This is a genomic window from Paenibacillus hunanensis, from assembly GCF_014645615.1.
Classification (GTDB): domain Bacteria; phylum Bacillota; class Bacilli; order Paenibacillales; family Paenibacillaceae; genus Saccharibacillus; species Saccharibacillus hunanensis.
On the sequence record NZ_BMMB01000008.1, the window covers coordinates 202459 to 225290 of the forward strand.

18 protein-coding genes are annotated in these 22832 nt (G+C 48.1%); 14 read left to right on the plus strand and 4 right to left on the minus strand.

Going from position 1 to position 22832, the window contains the following annotated elements:
* Window positions 1-439 precede the first annotated feature (439 nt).
* The 4 genes from IEX62_RS18165 to uvrC all read left to right on the plus strand — a co-directional run bounded on the left by IEX62_RS18165 (window position 440) and on the right by uvrC (window position 6372).
* On the plus strand, window positions 440-2017 hold the full coding sequence (locus IEX62_RS18165) for a replication initiation and membrane attachment family protein (RefSeq protein WP_188776968.1): 1578 nt from the start codon (window positions 440-442) through the stop codon (window positions 2015-2017).
* A gap of 123 nt (window positions 2018-2140) precedes the next feature.
* Window positions 2141-3112: a primosomal protein DnaI gene (dnaI, locus tag IEX62_RS18170; protein ID WP_188776969.1), complete on the plus strand. Its 972-nt coding sequence runs from the start codon at window positions 2141-2143 to the stop codon at window positions 3110-3112.
* Window positions 3113-3685: 573 nt separating this feature from the next.
* On the plus strand, window positions 3686-4003 hold the full coding sequence (trxA, locus tag IEX62_RS18175) for a thioredoxin (RefSeq protein ID WP_188776970.1): 318 nt from the start codon (window positions 3686-3688) through the stop codon (window positions 4001-4003).
* Window positions 4004-4194: 191 nt separating this feature from the next.
* On the plus strand, window positions 4195-6372 hold the full coding sequence (gene uvrC / locus IEX62_RS18180) for an excinuclease ABC subunit UvrC (RefSeq protein WP_188776971.1): 2178 nt from the start codon (window positions 4195-4197) through the stop codon (window positions 6370-6372).
* A gap of 262 nt (window positions 6373-6634) precedes the next feature.
* On the opposite strand, the gene IEX62_RS18185 is transcribed toward uvrC, so the two are convergent.
* Both IEX62_RS18185 and IEX62_RS18190 read right to left on the minus strand, forming a co-directional pair.
* Window positions 6635-8956, minus strand: a complete 2322-nt coding sequence (locus tag IEX62_RS18185) for a type II CAAX endopeptidase family protein (RefSeq protein ID WP_188776972.1) — start codon at window positions 8954-8956, stop codon at window positions 6635-6637.
* Window positions 8957-9186: 230 nt separating this feature from the next.
* Window positions 9187-10182: a LysR family transcriptional regulator gene (locus IEX62_RS18190; RefSeq protein WP_188776973.1), complete on the minus strand. Its 996-nt coding sequence runs from the start codon at window positions 10180-10182 to the stop codon at window positions 9187-9189.
* Between the two features lie 330 nt (window positions 10183-10512).
* On the opposite strand from IEX62_RS18190, the gene IEX62_RS18195 reads away from it, so the two are divergent.
* From IEX62_RS18195 to IEX62_RS18240, 10 genes are all read left to right on the plus strand, one after another.
* A complete protein-coding gene (locus tag IEX62_RS18195; protein ID WP_188776974.1) occupies window positions 10513-11181 on the plus strand; it encodes a succinate dehydrogenase cytochrome b558 subunit in 669 nt (222 codons plus the stop codon).
* A gap of 87 nt (window positions 11182-11268) precedes the next feature.
* Complete coding sequence (gene sdhA, locus IEX62_RS18200) at window positions 11269-13011, plus strand: succinate dehydrogenase flavoprotein subunit (RefSeq protein WP_188776975.1); 1743 nt, start codon at window positions 11269-11271, stop codon at window positions 13009-13011.
* Window positions 13012-13207: 196 nt separating this feature from the next.
* A complete protein-coding gene (sdhB, locus tag IEX62_RS18205; protein WP_188776976.1) occupies window positions 13208-13996 on the plus strand; it encodes a succinate dehydrogenase iron-sulfur subunit in 789 nt (262 codons plus the stop codon).
* A gap of 162 nt (window positions 13997-14158) precedes the next feature.
* On the plus strand, window positions 14159-14956 hold the full coding sequence (locus tag IEX62_RS18210) for an AAC(3) family N-acetyltransferase (protein ID WP_188776977.1): 798 nt from the start codon (window positions 14159-14161) through the stop codon (window positions 14954-14956).
* Between the two features lie 179 nt (window positions 14957-15135).
* Complete coding sequence (locus IEX62_RS18215) at window positions 15136-15918, plus strand: DUF3891 family protein (RefSeq protein WP_188776978.1); 783 nt, start codon at window positions 15136-15138, stop codon at window positions 15916-15918.
* A 590-nt stretch (window positions 15919-16508) separates the two neighbouring features.
* Window positions 16509-17453 (plus strand): metallophosphoesterase, encoded by a 945-nt coding sequence (locus tag IEX62_RS18220; protein WP_188776979.1) that lies wholly within the window; start codon window positions 16509-16511, stop codon window positions 17451-17453.
* Between the two features lie 119 nt (window positions 17454-17572).
* Entirely contained in the window at window positions 17573-18334 is a 762-nt protein-coding gene (locus tag IEX62_RS18225) for a metallophosphoesterase family protein (protein WP_188776980.1), read from the plus strand.
* Between the two features lie 18 nt (window positions 18335-18352).
* Window positions 18353-18991 (plus strand): GNAT family N-acetyltransferase, encoded by a 639-nt coding sequence (locus IEX62_RS18230; RefSeq protein ID WP_188776981.1) that lies wholly within the window; start codon window positions 18353-18355, stop codon window positions 18989-18991.
* Complete coding sequence (locus tag IEX62_RS18235) at window positions 18988-19953, plus strand: DMT family transporter (protein WP_188776982.1); 966 nt, start codon at window positions 18988-18990, stop codon at window positions 19951-19953. Before IEX62_RS18230 ends, IEX62_RS18235 begins: the two co-directional genes overlap by 4 nt.
* Window positions 19954-20247: 294 nt before the next feature.
* Entirely contained in the window at window positions 20248-20427 is a 180-nt protein-coding gene (locus IEX62_RS18240; RefSeq protein ID WP_188776983.1) for a hypothetical protein, read from the plus strand.
* A gap of 172 nt (window positions 20428-20599) precedes the next feature.
* Here the strand turns inward: IEX62_RS18240 and IEX62_RS18245 are convergent, their stop codons facing one another.
* Together IEX62_RS18245 and IEX62_RS18250 are read right to left on the minus strand one after the other, a co-directional pair.
* Window positions 20600-21409 carry a histidinol-phosphatase gene (locus tag IEX62_RS18245; RefSeq protein ID WP_188776984.1) on the minus strand — a complete coding sequence of 270 codons (810 nt, stop codon included), beginning with the start codon at window positions 21407-21409 and terminating at the stop codon, window positions 20600-20602.
* 131 nt (window positions 21410-21540) lie between these two features.
* Window positions 21541-22443 (minus strand): LysR family transcriptional regulator, encoded by a 903-nt coding sequence (locus IEX62_RS18250; protein WP_188776985.1) that lies wholly within the window; start codon window positions 22441-22443, stop codon window positions 21541-21543.
* Window positions 22444-22832 lie beyond the last annotated feature (389 nt).

Below are 22832 nucleotides of genomic sequence, written 5' to 3' on the forward strand. Positions count from 1 at the left end.
ACGTAATATAGATATCCGGCAAGCCGGAGTCCTGCGTGTATTTAATCGAAAAGGTCTGTGTCAGTGATCATCATTACGCGATCATACTAGCCAAAATAACTGATGAGCATCAGACCGATCGTGCTCATTCTGACTGTTTTATTGTACCGCAAGCACATGGGCAGAGCAATTGACTTCACACTCTGTTCATGGTTGCTTCATAGAATAGATCGCAATATATGAAGAGATCGACAGACAAAACCGGATCATCGATGCGTTCAATCAGCATCTGTAAAATAAAAAAACGGGCGATCTGGCGTAAGGCGGCAAACGACCGATGCTCAGCAAGTGAGGTGCAGATTGTGACGGAAATTTGGACTTCTTTTCTCGCTTGAACGAGCTGGATTTGTGGTAGAATAGAATTCCGCATATTGGGCGCAAACAAAAAAGGGGGCGGATTATGCGCATCAAAAATTTGCTTCATTTTACAGAAAATCATCGCTACTGCGTGTACCGCGAGTTTGGTCTCGGTCATCTGGATGAACGGATGCTGAGTCTGGTATACCAGCCGCTGACCGGAGCGTTTGCTATCAGTCTATATCGGTTGCTGTGTGAGCAAGTGGATGCACGCCGTGTAGGTTATTCTGCTGTCGAGCAGCAACGTGGCTTGTTCCTTACACTCGGTCTTGAGCCAGGGGAGCGTGGACGCAAGCAGCTGATGGAGCAGGCATCACTGCTTGAAGCAGTTGGATTACTCCAGACGAGTCGTGTGTATTTCCCGGAGCAGGATGATTATATATATGAATATGAGCTACAGCCACCGCTGTCGCCGGGGGAGTTTTTCCGAACACAGCATTTGACGCTGCTGCTACGTGATAAAGTAGGGAAGTTCGCTGTGCTGTCACTGCGCGAGCAATTTTTTGCACCACAGCCAGAGGAATGGGAGCATCCATCTGTACAGCGGGAAAATATTTCGCAGCCGTTTTATGATATTTTCGAGCTAAATACGCATGTGATTGACTATGAGCTGGAGCAGGCACTGACAGAGGTGAGTGCACAGCCGCGTGCTCGTCAGCCTAAGGTGAGCGAGGAGGATCTGATTAACTACGCGGATATTATTCGCTATTTCCCGCGTGGCTCACGCAATCGTCCATTTGTCGAGAAGCTGCGCTTTCAGCCAGAGCAGATGAATATACTGAGCTATATTGCGTACAAGTATAAGCTGGACATTCAGGATATTTGCCGTATGCTGGATGAGGATGGTGTGTTCACTGCGAATGGTGAGCTGGCGGAGGAAGAGATTCAGCGTCGTGCAAATTTACAGTTCCGTCAGGGCAAGAAGCGTACCGAGGAACGGCAGATTTATGAGGCCAAGGTCGTGTCCTTGCGCAAGCAACAGGAAGCAGAGCACCGAGCAGCAGAGACACCGGAGACACAGGCAGAGGAAATATCAGATACACCGGTGGAGCATGCGGTTGAGATGGAATTTTTCCTCGATGTACCACGTCAGTTTACTGGCAAATGCGATACAAGTCAGTACAATATGATGCTGCGTAATCAGCCGTATACACGGGTGCTGGAGATGTTCTATCCGGGTAGTGTGCCAAACAGTATTCATGATATTTTCGAGCATATCGATATTAATTATAAGCTGCCTGAGGAAGTGATGAATGTACTGATTCACTACTTGCTGGCGGTGAAGATGTCCCAGCCGGGTGAGCGCCTGAGCAGCAAATTCGTCGACTGGATCGTGACGAATATGCTCAATCAACAGGTGACGACGTATGAAAAGGCTGTACGTTATGTACGTGAGCAGCAGAAGCTGGATCAACAGCTAAGCGATCCGGCGCAGGGACGTGCGGCAGCAGGTGCAGGTGGTAAGCGCGGAGCTCGTACGTACAATCGTAATGCTCGTCCGAAGCCAGAAATTCCGATCGTCGAAAATACAAAAGGCAAAGCATCAGGCATTTCGGAGGATGAGCTGGCAGAGGTTATGCGTCTGGCAGAGCAGCTTCAATCGGGCAAGCAAGGTCTATAGTTGTGTATTAACGTAGGAGATATACAAGCTACACCTCTTATGTATAGAAGATAGAAGATCAAACCATATCGTATACAGTCGATTACGATACGGTATGTTAATCGTGGGAAGGGGTCAACCACCATGGAATCCATTGGTGATCTGCTGCGGCAGATGAAAAATTCCCGCTTTCGGGAACAATCGAATAAGCTTGCCGCACAGCTTCTAAGTGATCCGCTGGTGCTGGAACTGCGTAGCAAGCATCCCGAGCTAACCGATCGGGAGCTAATGACCAATCTGAGCAAGCTTTATCAATATATTGGCGATCGCCGCCATTGCGATAATTGTCCGGGTCTGGATCGCTGTCCGAATGATTTTCAAGGACATTATACGAATCTGGTCGTACAGCCATCTGAGGAAGGAACACGACTGCACGAACGCAAAACGCCCTGTCAAAAGCAGCTTGTAAGGCAGCATGAGCTACAGGTACGCGAGCGTATCCAGAGCTTTTATGTGGATGATCGTGCGCTGAATGAAGGCTATAATGCAGTCGAGATCGTTTCAAAGGATATGGAACGTGTACCGGCAGTTAAGCAGATTTTCCATTATATCAATCAGGTGAAGCAAAATGGACTCACTGCCAAGGGGCTGTATCTGGTTGGACATTTTGGCACCGGAAAAACGTTCCTCATGTCATACATGCTGCATGAGCTTGCCAAGGTAGGCTATACTGGCGTCATTGTGTACATGCCCGAGTTTGTTGAGGATCTAAAATCCATGCTTCAGGACAACAACCGTCTCAAGCAGACGATTGAAATGATGAAAAATACCGACTTGCTCGTCTTTGATGACATCGGTGCAGAGAATCTTAATCCATGGGTACGCGATCATGTACTCGGCGCGATTCTAAATTATCGGATGGAGCGTAAGCCTACCTTTTACACGTCCAATTATTCGATGGACGCTCTGCTCCAGCACCTAAGCTTCACAAACAAGGATGGCGAGGAACGCTATAAAGGTGAGCGCCTGCTCAATCGGATTGCTCCATTCGTCGATGTGGTCAGTGTAAGCGGAGAAAATAAACGCGGTGGCATGGACGACATGGCATCCAAGTAAATATATACAAGTAAATATATAATCTGACTTGAGAACGTGATTAAGGTTCTAATTCAATACATGTTGCAATTACATGCAATACATGTTGCAATTGCACAGAACGTAGGAAAGGAAATAAGGGAAAAGGACGACTTACAGTGTTAGCGACTTCCTAACACGATGTTCAATAAAGAGTGATTTTTGCGAAAGCAAAATATCTTACTGCTTTGGAGCCCGGGAATCTACATTCTCTCCTAATCCAGTAGATTCCTGGGCTCCACCTAAGGACGTTCCCTTATTCCTTTCCGAAGTGGTGTCTGCCTCTTACAAAGAGTAATAGTAAGCTCTGACGCACCAACACCAATTAATGAGTTTCTGATGAAGAATATTCCATTTTCAAAAGAAATGATTATAATATAAAATATGAGGTTGATTCCAAAACGGAAAATACTTACTAAATTAAAGTTAGATATTAAAAATTCGTATTTGCTGTTTCGGAATTCGCTCTTCTGTGTTATAATAAGGTTGTATGAACCTCATTCGTTGTTTAAATAATGAATAATTCAAATAAATGTATCTGAGGAGGCTATTTCCATGGCAATCGTTAATGTATCTGATCAAACGTTCGCAAATGAAGTAGAAGAGCAAGGCACAGTACTGGTAGACTTCTGGGCACCTTGGTGCGGCCCTTGTAAAATGCTTGCTCCAATTCTGGACGAGCTGGCAACTGAAGTTGGCGACAGCGTGAAAATCGCTAAAGTCAATGTAGACGAAAACCCTGAATCGGCTTCCCGTTTCGGCGTAATGAGTATCCCTACAATGATCTTCTTCAAAGACGGTCAACCAGTGGATAAAGTAGTGGGTCTGAACTCTAAAGATTCCCTGAAATCCATCCTGGCAAAACATCAATAATTGTATGTCATACGATCTAGCGCACACCTTGTAAAAAGGAATGTGACAGATCATCGAAACCTCCGGCAGCTTGCCGGGGGTTTTTGTTATGATTGCGGCAGGGTAATGGATTCGAAGGGGGATTTTGTTTTATAATAGAACATATGTTGCCTTTTACAAATGTAGGGCGACGACATCGAAAGGAGAGCGCCATGGATTCGCATATCGAAACGATCCGGGAGCAGGAGCAGGCGATGGACAATATTCGCAATAAGCTCGCACTGCTGCCCGATCTGCCCGGCTGCTATCTGATGAAAAACCGAGAAGGCACAATTATTTATGTCGGTAAAGCTAAAATACTCAAAAACCGCGTGCGTTCTTACTTTTCAGGTAGTCATGACGGCAAAACCCAGCGATTGGTCGCGGACATCCGCGATTTTGAATATATTGTAACGGGAAGTAATATGGAAGCTCTCATTTTGGAGTGTAACCTGATCAAGACGCATCAGCCAAAGTACAATGTACTGCTCAAGGATGATAAAACCTTTCCGTATATCAAAATTACGAATGAGGAGCATCCGCGTCTGGAAGTGACACGACGTGTGCTCAAGGATAAGGCAAAGTATTTTGGACCGTATCCGAATGCATTTGCAGCACAGCAGACGAAAAAGCTGCTGGATCGTATGTATCCGTTGCGTAAATGTAAAGTGATGCCGAAGGAGGTCTGCCTGTATTACCATATGGGACAGTGTCTGGCGCCATGTGAATATGAGGTGCCGGAGAAATCATATGAGGATATTCGGCAGGAGATTACACGTTTTCTAAGCGGTGGACATGAGGAGATTAAAAAGGATCTACAGCGGAAAATGGAAGAAGCGGCGGAGGATCTGTATTTTGAGCGTGCCAAGGAGCTACGTGATCAGATTCGCCATATTGATGCACTGATGGAAAAGCAGAAAATTACGATGGCAGATGCCAAAGACCGCGATATTTTCGGCTTTGCAGTGGATAAGGGCTGGATGTGCGTGCAGATTCTGTATGTGCGCCAGGGTAAAATGATCGAGCGTCACGCCTCGGTCTTTCCATTTTACGGAGAGCCTTACAATGACTTTATGTCCTATGTTACGCAGTATTATAGCGAGAATCCAGCGATGCCACAGGAGATCATGCTGCCTGCGGAGGAAATCATCGTCGAGCTGGATAGCGCTGATGAGGAATCATTAGCGGTTGCTGAGCAGGAAGGGCTGGATCGTCCAGATGTGGATGGGAATGACCAGTCTGCTGGTGCAGACGAAGCAACTGAGATGGTAGGTAGAGTAGCGGAAGCGTCCGCAACGTATGAGGCTTCGCCCGATTCTGCCGATGCGTCTCTTGATATTGCAGCACGGATTCGCTTGCAGCGTGTGAACGCAGAGCAGCTCGCTGCTGCTGATGAAGAGGATGAAGACGACTCACAATCGGCTGACTCTACTGAGGTAGCAGGCTCAGCGAGTGCTGATCGGGATCGGAAGAAAGCGAAAGAGACGAAGGAAACGCTGGACGCTGTTAGCAGTGCAGCCTTATTGCAGCAATGGCTCAGTGTGAAGGTGCATATCCCACGTCGCGGCTTGAAGCGTCAGCTCGTTACGATGGCACAGGATAATGCGCGTGTGTCACTGGATGAGAAATTCCGTTTGATCGAGCGTGATGAAGAACGCACATCGAAGGCTGCCGAAAATCTCGGTCAGGCGATCGGTCTGCAAAATCTCCATCGCGTTGAAGCATTTGATAACTCGAACATTCAAGGTACGAATCCAGTATCGGCGATGGTTGTGTTTGTCGACGGCAAGCCTGCTCGCAAAGAATACCGCAAGTACAAAGTCCGTACCGTTGAAGGTGCCGATGATTATGGTACAATGCGCGAGGTCATTCGTCGTCGCTATGAGCGTGTGCTCAAGGAAAATCTGGAAATGCCTGATCTGATCGTAGTCGATGGTGGGAAGGGGCAGATTTCAGCAGCAGTCGATGTGCTGGAAAATGAACTCGGGCTGTATATTCCTGTCTGCGGTCTGGTCAAGGATGCGAAGCACCGTACCGCACAGCTCATGATCGGTGATCCGCCAGAAGCAGTGCGCTTAGCACGCGATAGTCAGGAGTTTTACTTGCTACAACGCATTCAGGATGAAGTCCACCGCTTCGCAATCACCTTCCACCGTGAACAGCGTGCCAAGTCGATGATCGTATCCCAATTGGACAGTATTCCAGGAATTGGGGAGAAGCGTCGTAAGCAGCTGCTTAAGCATTTTGGCTCCGTGAAGAAAATACGTGAGGCAAGTGTGGAGGATTTCCGTCCATTGTCGATTGGGGATAAGCTGGCTCAGACCATTTTGGAGGCATTGCGCGAGGAATAGCGCGGTGCAGGCTTGCAGTTTAAGAAGTTGCTAAGACGAAGACGATACGCCAGCAGCGAAGCATCGCCCCGATAGCTTCATCTAGTAGCTAGCTATCTCTATGATAAAGACATGTATAACCGATTGTTCATCAAGCAATAAGCGTATAGATATAAAATCGTATGGATATAAAAAAGCGAAGCCCTGAGTTCAGCGGCTTCGCTTTTTTGATATGCAGATTTGATCCCTGTTCGATCAACGAAAAAGAGGATAAAGCTTAATCTTAAGAATCCTTCTTGGTATCCAACTCATTCTCAGATGAAGATGTTGCTTGCTCTTCATCGGATTGAGCTTGCTCTATTGTGTCACTATGTGATTGCTTATGCTCTCCAGCTAATGTCGATTCATGGGAAGGATGCTGAGCGGCTTCCGATGTAGACGGTGAAGGAGTCGTCTCGTGTCCGGTATGACCGAAGGAGCTATCATTCGGTATGATCGGCGTTTCATTCCCCTGCGGAGCTGGTGTCTTGTTTAGATTCACAGCAGAGCCTTCGTCATGACTTCCTGTTGGAGACGATGAAGGATGATAACTGTCCGTTTCTGATCCATGCGATGTCGTCTCCTGATGAGGTGACTTATGCAACGATATGGACGATGGCTGCTGTCCAGTCTGCTGTTCAGTTGATGGCTGCACAGGATTTCCATATGAATCGAACGATGGAGCAGTACCTGTAGGCTCGGATCGATCTGTACCTTGAGCAGGTCGCTGCGCCGGATCGTTATACATATGGAAGCGGCGTGGATCATTGGGAATTTCATTAGGCGCTTGCCCCGGATAAGGTGGCTGTACCGGAGGTGCCGGTGGTTGCTGTGATGTTGGATAATAGCCCGGAAACGGCGGCGTCCCATATCCACCTGGCTGCATATACGGCTGCTGCGGTGCAGGCGGTACATAAGGCGGATAAGCATTTTCCACACCTTTGTTCCGCGTATAACGATAAATGATATAAGCAATAACAGCTGGCAGGATGATATATACGATACCCAGTGTAATATTTCCCCAGCCGCCCAGCGACATCAGACTTAGCGACATGAGAATGGTATCGAACATGACGTGTGCAAATACAGCTGCGATAAAGCCATAACGGATAAAGACAAGGCTGAACAGTAAGCCGATAATGAGCAGCTCGATCGGACGCGAGTAAACCGGATAGATCGGATACAAGGTATGACCGAGCGCCCAGATGATCGATGTGATCGCAGCGGCTGCAAATGTATTACGCAGCAGCTTTTTCAGCATTACGATACCGAACAGGCGATATACGCCTTCTTCGCCGATCCCTGCCATCCATGCTAGCAGGGGGAACAGTGCAGGCACGACCATATTGTAAGGCGAACTAGAATCATCGGTGGACGAAAAGACGCCGAATGCCGGTTCCATGATCAGATAGATGATCGATTGTACACCGAGCAAAATGATCGCGTACAAATAACCAACGGCTGCGCTATGCAGTACATATTTGCCATAACCGATCTCACGGGAGCGAGGCCACATATTCAGACCACGTTCACGCCATAGGCCATCCCCGCCGACAAGCGAGAAGTACAGCAGTACAGCCATCATCACATTGAGTACAAGCTGTAAAATAACAAGGAACAGCAGGGTAAGCTGTCCTGTCCAGCCCGTTTGTCCATATTCCCGTTCAAGATAAGGCCACATATTAAATACACTGATCATGGAAACGGCAGTGTATACACAGGTCAGCACGATTCCTCTTTTAAACGAGGTATGCTTACGCTTCAACGAAGCGAATACGATTGCCAGTACACCCAGTACGAGTGTGAACAAGCCGTAGCCAAGGAAGGTAAGCCATGTAGCAAGACTTGTCTGAGATTTGATGTAGCTGGTATAGCTAGCTGGTGGTGTTAATGTTGGTGTGATGGCTGCCACCTGATCATTTTCGAAAATGATTTCAATATGCAGCGTCGACTCGCCCAGCTTAGCGTCGGGAACCAGATAATCCAGTCCAGTTTCAATATCGGTTGTTTGTAGCTTGAGCTTGGATGTATCATAGCCGAGCTTTTGCAGCAGCGGAATGGCGAGCTTCTCTTTTTCATCTAGAATAAGTGAGCCATCATCCGACTGCGCACTGATCGAGCTAACAGACTCTGTGGGACGAAGATGAAATCCAAGTACATTCCCACTATTCATATGTACATCAACATCTACGGCGTATTTATAGCTCTGGTAATGAACACGGAACACATCATAAGGCGCCCATTTCTCGATGTTACGTGTATATTCGGTACTTAGCTTTTCACGTGCAATATAGCCACTTAGCTCTGGATCGGTCACGTAGGTAACCGTAGGATTATTCAGTGCTGCCCGATCACTTGCATCAATCGGCAGATTGGCTTTGAATGTGTTGGCACTTTCAATGGCTTGCTGCTCTGTAATGGATGCCGTTTGTTGAGCTTCTAGCGTATCCGAGGCAGTGATCGGAAATACCTGCGTGAACAGGAATACGAGCAGTGCAATGACGGCGAGTATACCGAGCCATTTATAATTCGGTTTGATGTGTACAGGTTGGCCTACAGGATTCATGGCTTCCTCCCTATCTTCTATTAATAATGATGTACTGGCACGAGCCAGACAGAGATATTGCAAGTGTAACGTAATCACACAGGGTTTGCAAAAGACAGCAGGCTGTTAGCAAAGGCGAGGATTGCCTTCATTTGTTGCTCATGCCATTGTACTGGATGTTATGCCTGTCTTGATGGGACAAAGAGAGCAACCTGCCAGTGTACTCTCCATTAAACGATTACTACAGGTGGCTAATCAATCTTAAAGCTATTATCGCGTTCAGATGGCCATTGTTCATTTTCCAGTACAGGCGGATTGTCTTCGACACGGATATTGGCATCCCGTATCATCGGTTTGCGGCTTTTGAAGCCAGCGGTCGTATCTGCAATCCATTGTCTTGCCGCTGTGCCCAGATCGGCTGCTTCGTTATAAATGAGACAGGTTGTACGGCGTGTCTGCTCCAGCTCTGGAATGTGTAGCGATACGAGCTCATTGCTCGACAAGAGCTGCTCACCGATATACGAGCGTGGTAGCAATGCAGCCGCCATACAGATCGGCAGCAGTCGCACAATCGCTTCAAATGAATCGATCTCCATCCGCAGATCAGGCATGACCATATAACGATGGAACACATCATCGATCAGCTTACGATACCAGGTGCCCTTGGAGAACATGATCATCGGCAAGCCTTGCAGCTGCTGCATGCCGGGCTGCTTTTTCTCCGCTAATGGATGTGCCTTGGGGACAACTAGCTCCAGATGATCATCAAATAATGGAACGCACACCAGACCAGACTCATGAATCGATGAAGCGACAATGCCGATATCGGCTTTTTTGTCACGAATGTCATTGACAATCTCGTGTGTCTTACCTGTAATGAGCTTCACTTCGGCATACGGATGCTTTTCGGTAAAGCTACGTACGAGCGGCGGCATCGTCGTTTGCAGCGTCGTCAGACTGGCGCCAAACGTTACGGTCGTCTGCTCCTCAGACTTATAACGGTTCAAACTTTGCAAAAAGCGTAGCTGCTGCTGGCGCTGTTCTAATGCAAAGGTATACGTAAGCCTGCCGATCGCAGTCAGCTCCAGCCGCTTACCGTTGCGGTTAAAGAGTGCAACACCTAGCTGCTCCTCCAGCTTGGCAATTTTACGAGATAAGGCAGGCTGCGATAAGTTAAGCAAACGCGAGGCTTGATTCAAGCTAGACTGCTCCACAACGACAGCAAACACATCGAGATCTTCGATCATCAGATGAAATGCTCCTCTCTTATGCAAAAAAGTTATAACAATTAATAATTATATTGCAATTCCATTATAAGACAATTTAGAGTAACATAAAATATGACACAACTTGTTCACACTCTATGTTCTGTGACGATCCTTCAAACGAAGTGCGCACAATACGCAACATACTGGGATTCCACGCAGTCATGAACAGGTTGCAATGCTACGGAAGATGGGGAACTTCCTATGCAAGAGTGAGCGGAGGTCCGAATGTTCTGTTCATTCAAGTTTAGGCAGCATTATCTATGCTTGTCACAATGAAAACGCTCTTATTATGAAAGGGGAACGTCATTCATGAAAGGCTTCTACGCCAGAAGGCTGCACTCGTTGCTCGGGATCATTCCATTGGGTCTGTTTTTTATCGAGCACATGATCACCAACTTTTCCGCTTATGAAGGAGGAAAGGAATCATTTGACCAGGGCGTTGCCTTTTTGAACGGTCTGCCACTGGTGCTGTTTCTGGAGATTGTATTTATCTTCTTGCCGTTACTGTACCACGGCATCTACGGTCTGTATATCGCATACCAGGCCAAGCCGAACAACAATCACTTTGGCAATGAGCGCAACTGGCGTTATACGCTACAGCGTGTAACGGGTGTGCTCACGTTTATCTATGTTGCATGGCACGTATATGATACGCGCTTCCAGGTTGCACTGGGTAATGTTACGCACGAACAGCTGGGCGGTATTATGCACAATATTATGACCAATCCGGTGACTTTTGTGCTGTACGCGATTGGTGTTGTATCGGCATGTTTCCACTTTTCCAATGGACTCTGGTCCTTCCTCGTTACATGGGGAATCACCGTTGGCCCGCGCGCGCAGCGTGTGTCCAGCTACATCTGTATGACGATCTTCGTGGTCGTAGCCGTAATGTTTATTCTGTCCATGGTAGCCTTCCGTAATGTGGAGTTCCAGGACCCGACTGTTGCATTTGAAAGTATTCGTGCGCTGGTAGCATAAATTTGCGGTGTGGCAGTCTTTATGATCCGTTTGACGGATCTAAAGTTGTCCCCGGAGCAAGCAGGTTAAAGGGGAGGGTAATTTCTTATGGCAACATCCAATATTATTATCGTGGGCGGCGGTCTGGCTGGTCTGATGGCTACGGTCAAGGCAGCAGAAGCTGGCGTACACGTGCATCTATTCTCACTCGTACCCGTGAAGCGCTCGCACTCCGTATGTGCGCAGGGCGGCATCAACGGTGCGGTTAATACAAAAGGGGAAGGCGACTCGCCGTGGCTGCATTTTGACGATACAGTCTATGGCGGTGACTTCCTGGCGAATCAGCCGCCTGTTAAGGCGATGTGTGATGCCGCACCAGGTATCATTCACCTGATGGACCGGATGGGCGTTATGTTCAATCGTACTCCTGAGGGTCTGCTCGACTTCCGTCGTTTCGGCGGTACGAAGCATCACCGTACAGCATTTGCCGGTGCAACAACCGGACAACAATTGCTGTATGCACTTGATGAGCAAGCGCGTCGCTGGGAAACCGCGGGCCTCGTAACCAAATACGAGAACTGGGAATTCCTCGGTGCGATTGTTGATGATGAGGGCGTTTGTCGTGGTGTTAACGCGCAAAATCTGCGTTCGATGGAAATTTCCAGCTTTGCTGCTGATGCTGTTATTCTGGCGAGTGGTGGCCCGGGTATCATTTTCGGTAAAACGACTAATTCCGTTATCAATACGGGTACAGCAGCCAGTGCGGTATATCAGCAGGGCGTAAACTATGCAAACGGTGAGTTCATTCAGATTCACCCGACAGCGATCCCAGGCGATGATAAGCTGCGTCTGATGTCCGAGTCGGCGCGTGGTGAAGGTGGACGAATCTGGACGTACAAAGACGGTAAGCCTTGGTACTTCCTTGAGGAAAAATATCCAGCGTACGGTAACCTCGTACCTCGTGATATCGCAACTCGCGAAATTTTCGATGTATGTGTTAACCAGAAGCTGGGTGTGAATGCCGAAAACATGGTCTACCTCGATCTGTCCCACAAGGATCCGAAAGAGCTGGACGTGAAGCTGGGCGGTATTATCGAAATCTATGAAAAATTCATGGGCGACGATCCGCGCAAAATTCCGATGAAAATCTTCCCTGCGGTTCACTATTCAATGGGCGGCATGTGGGTTGATTATAATCAGATGACGAATATTCCGGGGCTGTTCGCAGCCGGTGAATGTGAGTACCAGTATCACGGTGCAAACCGTCTAGGTGCGAACTCCTTGCTGTCAGCTATCTACGGCGGTATGGTAGCCGGTCCGAAGGCAGTAGAGTATGTGAAAGGTCTGAAAAAATCGGCTGCGGATCTGCCGCAATCGTTGTTCGACCAATCGCGTAAGCAGCATGAAGAGAAATACGAGCGTCTGCTTGGTATGGATGGTAGCGAAAATGCTTATGTTATCCACCGTGAGCTGGGCGAATGGATGACCGACAATATGACGGTTGTTCGTTACAACGACAAGCTGCAAGCAACGATCAACAAAATCAAGGAATTGAAACAGCGTTACACTAAAATTGATGTGAATGATGCTTCTCGCTGGAACAACCAGGGTGTAGCCTTCACTCGTCAATTGTGGAATATGCTGGAGCTTGCCGAAGCGATGACGCTGGGCGCGCTGATGCGTAACGAGAGTCGCGGTGCGCATTACAAGCCAGACTTCCCAGAGCGTAACGATGAAGAGTTCCTGAAAACGACGATTGCGTCGTGGACAGCAGACGGTCCTAAGATTTCGTATGACGAAGTTGATGTGTCGCTGATCCCACCTCGTATTCGTGACTATTCCAAAAGCTGATTAAGCGACGGGATACGAATTTCTTTTCACACTTATAGTCAGGCACGGTATGTGCCGATATGAATACAGGGCTCAATAAAACGTTTTTGCAAAGGAACAGACGTATAGGTCGGGTTATCGTTTGGAGGTAGCCTGACTTTTCACTCGGTTGGTAGTCAAGTAAGCATTTAGCCTATGAAATGAAGGGGGCATTACCATGGCGGAAGCAGTTTCAACCGGAAATCCGGCCGTACAGCAGACAGCCAAGAAAGTGAAGTTCGTCATCACCCGTCAGGACAAGCCAGAAGGCCCATCCTATACAGAGGAATTTGAAATTCCGTATCGTCCGGGTATGAACGTGATCAGCGCATTGATGGAGATTCAGCGCAATCCGAGAAACAGCAGCGGCAAAGACACTGCGCCAGTATGCTGGGAATCGAACTGTCTGGAGGAAGTCTGTGGTGCCTGCTCGATGGTGATCAACGGTAAGCCGCGTCAGGCTTGTTCATCTCTCGTCGACAAGCTGGAGCAGCCGATCACCGTAGCACCAATGAAAACATTCCCGGTTGTGCGTGACCTCGTTATCGATCGTAGCCGTATGTTCAGCGCCTTGAAAAAGGTTAAAGCATGGATTCCGATCGACGGTACGTACGATCTGGGTCCAGGCCCACGTATGGCAGAAACGAAGCGCCAATGGGCGTATGAGCTGTCCAAATGTATGACATGTGGCGTATGTCTGGAAGCTTGCCCGAACGTAAACGAGAAAACGGACTTTATCGGTCCTGCTCCGCTGTCTCAGGTGCGTCTGTTCAATGCTCACCCTACAGGTGAAATGAACAAAGAAGAGCGTCTGGATGCGATTATGGGCGAAGGCGGTATTGAGGCTTGCGGTAACTCGCAAAACTGTGTGCGTTCATGTCCGAAGGGCATTCCGCTCACAACGTCTATTGCTGACCTGAACAAGGAAACGAATAAGCGTATGTTTAAACGTTGGTTGAGTGTATAATCAGTATCAACCGGCAATATAGTGAATCGAGTATGGTTCGGTCCGAGTAGAGAGGGAACCATTTCGGCAAAGGCGGGTTGCGCATATCCAGTGCGGCCCGCTTTTTGTTATTTTGTAGGAGCTTTTCACATCCAAGTCGCAACACATCATGGAGGAAGTTATATGATCACGGAAAAACCAATTAGTTTTACGCAGCTCAAAACAGAATTTGCCGCACTCGGAATACAGCCGGGTATGAGTATTCTTCTACATTCTTCACTTAAAAGTATAGGCGGCTGGATTCCCGGCGGAGCGGAAACGGTCATTCTTGCTTTAGAGGATGTGCTTGGTTCAGAGGGCACATTAATGATGCCAACGCAGACGTCGCAGTTGACCGATCCGAAGCTGTGGCGTTATCCACCTGCTGATCCGCGCTGGTGGGATCTGATTCGAGAAAGTATGCCACCGTATGATCCAGATTTTACAGTCACAAGCGGCATGGGCATTATCGCAGAAACGTTCCGCAAGCAGCGTGGTGTGTTACGTAGTCTGCATCCGCATGTATCCTTTGCGGTATGGGGCAAGCATGCGCAGGCATGGACGGAAAAGCATGAGCTGGATTATGGACTTGGCAACGGTTCACCGCTCCAGCATCTATATGATGCTAAAGGCTATGTACTCATGCTAGGCACCGAATATGTGACCAACACATCCATCCATCTGGCAGAATACCATGCCGAATGGAATGATAAAAAAACGATTATGATGGATGCGCCTGTGATGACGGATAAAGGCAAGCAATGGATTCGTTTTCGCGATCTGAATTTTAATTCGGATGATTTTGATGATATTGGTGCGAATCTGGAAACGGATTGTCCACATCTCGTTGTCAGCGGTACAGTCGGTAATGCCAGAGCACGCTTGATCTCACAGCCAGCCCTGGTCGATTATGCAGCAGGCTGGTTGGAAACGAATCGCTAAGGCTATATAAATAGAAACAGACGCGTGCGCTGGAGTCATAATTTTAGCTAGCGATACGGTCTGTGATGCGTTCTACATAGGTCGGTGCATGATAGGCAGGATACCGATTGGCTATCGCCATCCTCATCCATTCATTACAGCATCATTCTACTTTTATTCGCCAAAGGAGGCACTTTCTTATGATCTGGAGAGAAAGAGAGCATTCGTTTATTATGATTCGTCAGCATGACCATGCGCGTGTGTCCGGTGAATTTTCCCGAAGTCTGCATGCTGGGCCAACTCGCGATGAGAAGCGCTGGGACGAGGTATTGCTTGGCTGTGAGCAGCATGATCGCGGCTGGATTCCGCTAGATCGGATTCCGATCTGGAATGATGCGAAGCAGCGTCCATTTTCGTTTCTGGACTTTCCTGAGCCAGCGAAGCTGGTATTTTACCGCTATGGCATTGATCAAATGGAGGAAATGAGTCCATATGCTGCGATGCTAGCAAGTCTACATTACTGTGCGCTGATCAGTCATTATGGCGCAGAAGATCCATTTTGCCGAGCATTTCTGGATGAAGAGCAGGAGCGTCAGGAGCGCATCAAGGCGCTCACGTCGCCTGGAGAAGACGAGCTGCGCTTCCATCGCGCTGTATTAGAGCTGTGTGACGATCTGTCCCTGTATGCGTGTCTGAATGAGCCAGGCGTTGATAAGGCGCATGAGCTGGACTGGTGGAAGGACGGCTTCGATGTAGGGAAGAAGATGGAGGCTGCCAATTATGAGACGATCATGCCAAGATGGCTGGACGAGCGTTATGTGGAGCTTGACCCCTTCCCGTTCCAGCAGCCTGTGGAAGTGACAATTGTATACCGTGAGGTGTCCAAGTCATTGATCGCTGAGCAGGGGCTAGCAGAGGCGTATGAGGCTTCAGAGGAGCGTCTCCAGCGTATCGTGTTCAAGGGTAAGCAGCCGCAGGCTTGAGCAAGAGAGTCTGGTAATCAGAACTAGACCAGTAATAACAGAGCAACAAGGACATTCTGTTGAACGGGATACAGAAAAAGAGATCGCTAGAATGATGCAGTGTAGCCATAGGGCGTATATAGAGTGAAGACATTAATCTGACAGTATGACAGCTTAATATGTTTCTTTAAAAAATTGTTCTTTAAGAAGCGGTAGGACTTATCATAAGGTATATGCCCTATCGGAACTGTTTATTGGCTCGCAGTAATATACTCGCGCAGTATAGTGTGTTTTAAAAATCAGCGTGCAGTACAAGCACAGCGATCCCCCTGCATATCTGCGGTATATTTGACGACAGTAATCGTATTGCGCCAAAATAGTCAATAAATATATCGCAGCCGGAGCCTGAACGGTATATCGGTGTGCACCCGACTGGATCACGTGGATTCGGTCAGGAAACGGAGGGAACGTACCTGAAGTATCGCAAGCAAGTAACCTATACAGATAAAGGAGCGGCGCCAGCATGGATAGGTCTGCATCGATTCCACTTTCGGCAACCGCTCCTTACGGGTCTAAACATAATTAGCAATAGGCATACGAGTCATCCAGCCATGTTCACATTAGGCGATGAATCGAATCCAGATTCAGCGTTATCGTCTGATCCAACCGAGCCAGCTACATCCGCAGCTAAGCGCAGCAAGCGCGGTATCACGCGCAGACAATTTCTAAAAGGTAGTGCAGCGGTCGGCGTCGCACTGGGTACAGGTGGCTTAGGATATACATGGTTCGGCGAACCGAACTGGCTGGAGAAAATTTATATTCGATTGGAGCTACCTGACCTGCCTGCAAGCTTGAATGGAATGCGGCTTGTTCAGTTCAGCGATATGCATCTCGGTATGGGCAAAAACACAAGCGATCTGGAGCAGCTCGTTGACGTGATTAATAAGGAGAAGCCGGATATGATCTGTTTTACAGGTGATATCGTGGATGAGTATGCTCAGGAGCTAGTCGCTGGTGTAGCGGCGCTACAGCGTCTACAGGCGCCGCTGGGCAAGTATGCAGTATTAGGTAACCATGATTATCTGGACGATGTGGTGACGGTTACGAGGCTACTCCAGCAGGGCGACTTTGACGTGCTGATCAATGAGCATCGTCTCGTCCGTCGTCCAGATGGCATTCTGGCGATAGCAGGACTGGATGATCAGCTGCTCGGCAATCCTGATGTGCAAAAGGCAGCGCGTGGCATTCCAGAGCAAGCCTGTCGTCTACTGCTCATGCACGAGCCAGATTATGCCGATCGGGTGCCTGAAGAGCTCAAGTTCAGCTTACAGTTATCCGGTCATAGTCATGGCGGACAGATTCGATTACCGCTATTCGGTGCGATCATTACACCGAAGGGCTCGCGCAAATACATTATGGGCGGTTATCGTGCAGGGAAAGGCGGGCATTTGCCATTGTACGTCAATCGCGGTATTGGGATGTCACAGCTGCCGATACGATTTATGTGTCGACCGGAGCTGACGATTTTTACATTTTATCGAAAAGAGCAATCATGAATAACGCATGTAGCTGGCGCTTAAATATGAACGTGTAAGCTAAAATAGATGAGTAACAGCTAGCAATATGCAGCAAAAGATGATGAATACCGGCAAACGGTCAAGATGGGGGATTTTTCATGGAACGCATTGCACTTGTATCTGATATTCATGGCAATTATCCAGCATGGCAAGCTGTGCTGGACGATATCGACAGCCGCGGAATCAAGCGCATCTTTTGCCTTGGTGATCTGGTCGGCAAAGGGCCGGATTCGATTCGGATTACCGATAGTGTACGGGAACGCTGCGAGGTTGTACTGCGCGGCAACTGGGAAGAGCTCATTGTACGAATGAGTGAGAAGGATGAGCTATTCGGCTGGCATGCGAGACGTCTCGGTGCAGAGCGGCTGGCTTATCTTGATTCCCTGCCACTCCGGTATGATTTTACACTGAGTGGGCGCTTAATCTCGCTTGTTCATGCTTCACCGGAAAGTGTATTTCAGCGTGTACAGCCATGGGATGCGATGGAAGCACGATTAGGTATGTTCACCGCAGTCGAAGCAGGGAGTCCATTTGCAGTAGAAAGCAGTCCCTTCTATTCACGTCTGCCCGATATGGTCGGTTATGGGGACATTCATAATGCCTATATGCAGCATCTGGATGGACATGTGCTATTTAATGTTGGCAGTATTGGCAATCCGCTCGACGGGAAGGGCGCTTCCTATGTTATTCTGGAAGGAGAAGCAGACGCGACAGAGCTGGTTCCCTATTCGGTGCAATTTATGCGTATTCCGTATGATGTGGAGCAGGCGGTTCAGGATGCACAGGATGCCGGTATTCCGGCGCTTGATTTTTATATTAAAGAACTGCGCACCGGCATTTACCGGGGATTACAGACGTAAGCGATTGGGGGAGCGACCATGCTGAATAAAGAGGATTTGAAAAAAGGAGTACCTGATCTGTATACCGAGCGTCTATCGCTTCGTCGGTTGACTGCCGAGTATATTGAACGCTGGTGGGACTGTGCTAGCGATCCGCAGGTGATCACGTATTTATATGGTACACCGGAGATGAAGGAATATCAGGTGCTGCAACCGGATCGGCTGGGGCGACGTGTAGAGGAAGCCTTTCGCAGCATGAGCTCGATTCATTTTGCGATTATGTCTGCGGCAGGAGATCAGATGTATGGTGTGTGCTCCTTCCAGCGCTGGGATGAGCGTGCTGCTCGTGCAGAGATCGGCTTTGCGCTCAGTAAGCGATTCTGGGGCAAGGGCTATGCGACCGAAGCGGTAGGCCGACTGGTCGAATTCGGATTTCAGGATATGGATCTGTCTTATATCGTTGGGCGCTGCCATATTAAAAATGATCTGTCTATTCGCGTACTGGAGAAAAACGGCATGCGCCAGCAGCCGCCATCCAATTCCGGTATTCGTAGCTACTGGCAGGAGATGGGCATCGTTGTATATTCGGTTGCGAACAGTGAGTTCGCGTTGCGTAAGGAGCGGGCGGCGATGCATGCACAGCTACTAGATTCTAGTGGAGAGTCCTTTTCCTCATGACGACTGAACGCTGGTTCACCAGTACGACCGGTATTATCGTAAGCTCAGTAGCTGCAACGATCCTATGGGGCAGTGCGCTGCCCTTTATCAAGCTGAGCTATCATCATCTGGGTATTGCCTCCAATGATCTGTTTGCTCAGTGGCTGTTCGCAGGCTATCGCTTTGTGCTAGCAGGGCTACTTCTGATGGTACTGGCTCGCCTGTTACAGCGGAAGGGGACGAAGCCGAATCGGGTCAGGGTATCTTCCCTGCTCGTGCTTGCACTGCTACAAACCTTTCTGCAATATGTGTTTGTATATGCAGCACTCGGACAGGGCTCGGGTATGACGATGTCAATCATTGCGGGCTCTGTATCGCTCTTTCAGCTATTAGCCGTGCGCTGGATGATGAAGACGGAGCAGCTCTCCCTGCGTAAATGGATGGGTCTACTGCTCGGCTTTGGCGGTATTGCGGTGATGGGCATGGCATCTGGCAATCAACTGCATGTTACATTTGGCATAGCAGAGCTACTGATGCTATTATCTGCGTTATCCGGTGGAGTCGGTAATGTGCTGGCACGTCGCGAGGCAGCGATCGAGCCAGTCATTAGTCTAACCGGAAGGCAAATGTTCTGGGGTGGATTGGGCTTGGTGATGATCGGTTGCGCGTCAGGTCATCCTTTTCCATTTGCATGGGATGGTGTAGGGCTGCTTATGCTACTTTACCTTGCGCTGTTGTCGGCAGGTGCGTTTGCGCTCTGGAATACCGTGATGAAATATAACGAGGTGGGTCGTGTATCGATGTATCTCTTTTTGACCCCACCTTTCGGTGTGATACTCTCTGCCGTCTGGCTTGGCGAACGCGCTTCGATCTGGTCGCTGGTTGCGCTGGTACTTGTTACCGCAAGCATTGTGCTTGTAAATCGTGGACGACGTGCAGGGCAGGTGGCGAGTGGTAATACACCTGCTCGTAAGCAGGCTTGATTCAGTCTCACATGGCTCTAATTCTGAGATCGTACAGGATTTGGTAGTGATTGTTATACAACTGCAACATAGCTGCAATGCAATCCTAACAAGCTTGCTTTATGATACTTAGCAAGACCCCCTTTTTGATACATGCAAAAAGACCTGTCCCCTGTGGGCAGGTCTTCTTTTTGGATATAAAGACAGTTTGGATATAGCGAAAAAACTATAAAGTAGAGCTGTTTACATGATATAGTTGGTATATCCAAACTTTACCAGTCTGAATGACCAATTCAGGATGTAGGGGGCGAATTGATGAAAAAGATGCTGCTTAATCTCATATCCTCTTTTATTACCGGTTTATTGGTGTTTTATTTGCTAGAAAGAAAAATCACATGGCAAATTGTGCTTGTCTGTCTAGCCTGTGTTGCTATCGTGGCTTGTGGCTACGGCATTGGTTATGGCATCAGAAAATTCCGCAAACGACATAGTTAATGTGTGAAACGATAAAATAAACACCGTTCCAGCTCTGCCACATATAGCAGATGGAACGGTGTTTATTTTTGAATCATAATATGGATTACCTCTGTCTTACGGTGATCGATAGACATGCCAATCCCATATCGCTGATCAATTGTCCAGGAATGGCTTCTTAGCAAGCCTTGTATTACAGTGCAACGACCTGGCGCTGCTTTTGCTTGTAATATACCCATTCGGTATAGCCAATCTCGCGTAGCTTGCTTGCTACGAGCTCGAAGTCATCGCCTACACGCTCCGGTACATGAGAGTCGGAACCAAAGGAAATTTCTACGCCAAAATGGAAGGCGCGTTCCAGCATTGAATCGATCGGATGCCATAGTCCGCACAGTTTAATTTTGCCGGATGTGTTCACTTCGATGGCTACGCCGGAATCAGCGATTGTGCGCAGCATATCGTCCAGCGCTTCCGGTGCTTCAATATCGCTGAATTCTGGATACCTGCTTTTCATCGCGTCAATGTGACCAAGGATGTGGAACATGCCACTCTTAGCGGATTCCCCGATCATACGGAAATATTCCGACTTGGTCGCGACCTTTTCCTGCTCGCTGAGTCCATCCCAGCGTGTCGGATCAAAGATGCTATAGCCGCCGCTAAAATGAACGGAGCCGATAATATAATCAAATGGATACGAATCCAGTGCTGCTTTGTATAAATGGGCATGATGTGGAAAATAGTCGGATTCGATTCCGAGCAGTACATCAATTTTGCCCGCATACTCCTTTTTCAGATCAAGAACTTCCTGAACGTAATCAGCAAGCTGGCTTTTGCCCATTGCTGTATTCGGAAACGCCTGATCCTCCTCAAAGCCAAAATAAGGGGTATGATCGGAAATACCGATCACCTGCAAACCGGCGCTAATACCTGCTTCAATATAATCACGGATATTCCCATCCGCGTGTCCACAGCGATAATGGTGGGTATGAAGATCAAATTTCATGGGCTCGCTCCTTTGCTTCTTCTGGTCATGATGGGTCTTAACTGGCGTCTGTAGCCTGAATCGTCTGAATCGTAGATCTATTCTGGCATCATAGAACCCGCCAGGACAATCTGAACCAGAGAAAGTACGTATTATTCTGGGCTAAGAAAATGGTCGGCAGGCATCCCTTTCAGATCATCGAGAAATTGCCGCATCGCCGAGTTCAGATAGCGACCGGATTTGTAAATCAAGCCGACCGGATGGCTCACCTCGAACTCAGGCATCGGGATCATAACGAGTGTGCCATGGCGTAGCTCGCTACTGATCGACTGGCGCGAAATAATCGCAGCACCCAGATCGATCTCAACCATCCGTTTTACTTCCTCACTACTGGATAGCTCCATAATAATCTCCGGCACAACGCCATGCTGCTTGAAAACCTCATCGACAAAACGGCGTCCGACCGTATCTGGCGAGAGCATAATAAGTGGTAGATGCTGCAAATCCTGAATCGTCGCCTTGCGTGTACGTGCCAGCGGATGCTGGGGCGAGACGACCAGCTCAAACATATCATAGTACAGAATGGACGTTTCCAGATTCGGGTTCCGTTCAATCAGGTAACCGATTCCAACATCGACCAGACCATGTTCGACACTATTATAGATTTGAGAAGAAGGCATCGAATGAATCATCGTTTTAATCAGTGGAAATTGATTTTGAAAATACGCCAGCACTCTGGGTAAAATCTGAATCGCGATCGAGGTCGTCGTTCCGAGCAGAATCCGTCCCTGCGGCGTTTCGTCCAGATCAGCGAGGCGCTGCTTTAATTGTTCAACAACCGATAAAATCTGCTCTGCATGCTCCAGAAATACCCTTCCCTGGTCAGTCAGCGTTACCGGCTGATTCCGGTTAACAAGCACCGTCTTGAATTCATCCTCCAGGCTTTTGATCTGGGCGGATACCGCAGGCTGGGTGAGATTCAGCAGCTCACCTGCCTTACGGAAGCTCATGGTGCGCGAAATGGTCAATAATGTTTCCAGTTGACTGATATTCATGAGTTCCTCCTTATGTACACCTGTTAATAAATTATAGTGGATTGCCGAAAAACCAGCAATGCAGCTGAAAATACATTTCTGTAATTTCGTACGCTTTCGCAACTTTACGGAAGAACGATTGAAGAAATTTTACAAAAAAACCAACTCATTTTGAGCAATTTAGTGAACATTAGTATACATAAAATCGCTACATTATCCGATAATAGTAAAAAGTCGTCGAATAGACCTAGAAAAACCGACGAAATCAGCATCTTTATACCTAAAAAAGATGCGAAATATTCATTCCAGCAACATACTCCAAAAAAAAATTAAATATTTTGGGATATGGGTAGGTTTCTGGATGAATTGTACTAGGTTATAAGGTATAATGAATCTACTATTTATAGGTC

Coding starts and splice junctions, on each gene's coding strand:
- IEX62_RS18165 (WP_188776968.1), top strand. CDS start 440: ATGCGCATCAAAAATTTGCTTCATTTTACAGAAAATCATCGCTACTGC.
- dnaI (WP_188776969.1), top strand. CDS start 2,141: ATGGAATCCATTGGTGATCTGCTGCGGCAGATGAAAAATTCCCGCTTT.
- trxA (WP_188776970.1), top strand. CDS start 3,686: ATGGCAATCGTTAATGTATCTGATCAAACGTTCGCAAATGAAGTAGAA.
- uvrC (WP_188776971.1), top strand. CDS start 4,195: ATGGATTCGCATATCGAAACGATCCGGGAGCAGGAGCAGGCGATGGAC.
- IEX62_RS18185 (WP_188776972.1), bottom strand. CDS start 8,956: ATGAATCCTGTAGGCCAACCTGTACACATCAAACCGAATTATAAATGG.
- IEX62_RS18190 (WP_188776973.1), bottom strand. CDS start 10,182: ATGATCGAAGATCTCGATGTGTTTGCTGTCGTTGTGGAGCAGTCTAGC.
- IEX62_RS18195 (WP_188776974.1), top strand. CDS start 10,513: ATGAAAGGCTTCTACGCCAGAAGGCTGCACTCGTTGCTCGGGATCATT.
- sdhA (WP_188776975.1), top strand. CDS start 11,269: ATGGCAACATCCAATATTATTATCGTGGGCGGCGGTCTGGCTGGTCTG.
- sdhB (WP_188776976.1), top strand. CDS start 13,208: ATGGCGGAAGCAGTTTCAACCGGAAATCCGGCCGTACAGCAGACAGCC.
- IEX62_RS18210 (WP_188776977.1), top strand. CDS start 14,159: ATGATCACGGAAAAACCAATTAGTTTTACGCAGCTCAAAACAGAATTT.
- IEX62_RS18215 (WP_188776978.1), top strand. CDS start 15,136: ATGATCTGGAGAGAAAGAGAGCATTCGTTTATTATGATTCGTCAGCAT.
- IEX62_RS18220 (WP_188776979.1), top strand. CDS start 16,509: ATGTTCACATTAGGCGATGAATCGAATCCAGATTCAGCGTTATCGTCT.
- IEX62_RS18225 (WP_188776980.1), top strand. CDS start 17,573: ATGGAACGCATTGCACTTGTATCTGATATTCATGGCAATTATCCAGCA.
- IEX62_RS18230 (WP_188776981.1), top strand. CDS start 18,353: ATGCTGAATAAAGAGGATTTGAAAAAAGGAGTACCTGATCTGTATACC.
- IEX62_RS18235 (WP_188776982.1), top strand. CDS start 18,988: ATGACGACTGAACGCTGGTTCACCAGTACGACCGGTATTATCGTAAGC.
- IEX62_RS18240 (WP_188776983.1), top strand. CDS start 20,248: ATGAAAAAGATGCTGCTTAATCTCATATCCTCTTTTATTACCGGTTTA.
- IEX62_RS18245 (WP_188776984.1), bottom strand. CDS start 21,409: ATGAAATTTGATCTTCATACCCACCATTATCGCTGTGGACACGCGGAT.
- IEX62_RS18250 (WP_188776985.1), bottom strand. CDS start 22,443: ATGAATATCAGTCAACTGGAAACATTATTGACCATTTCGCGCACCATG.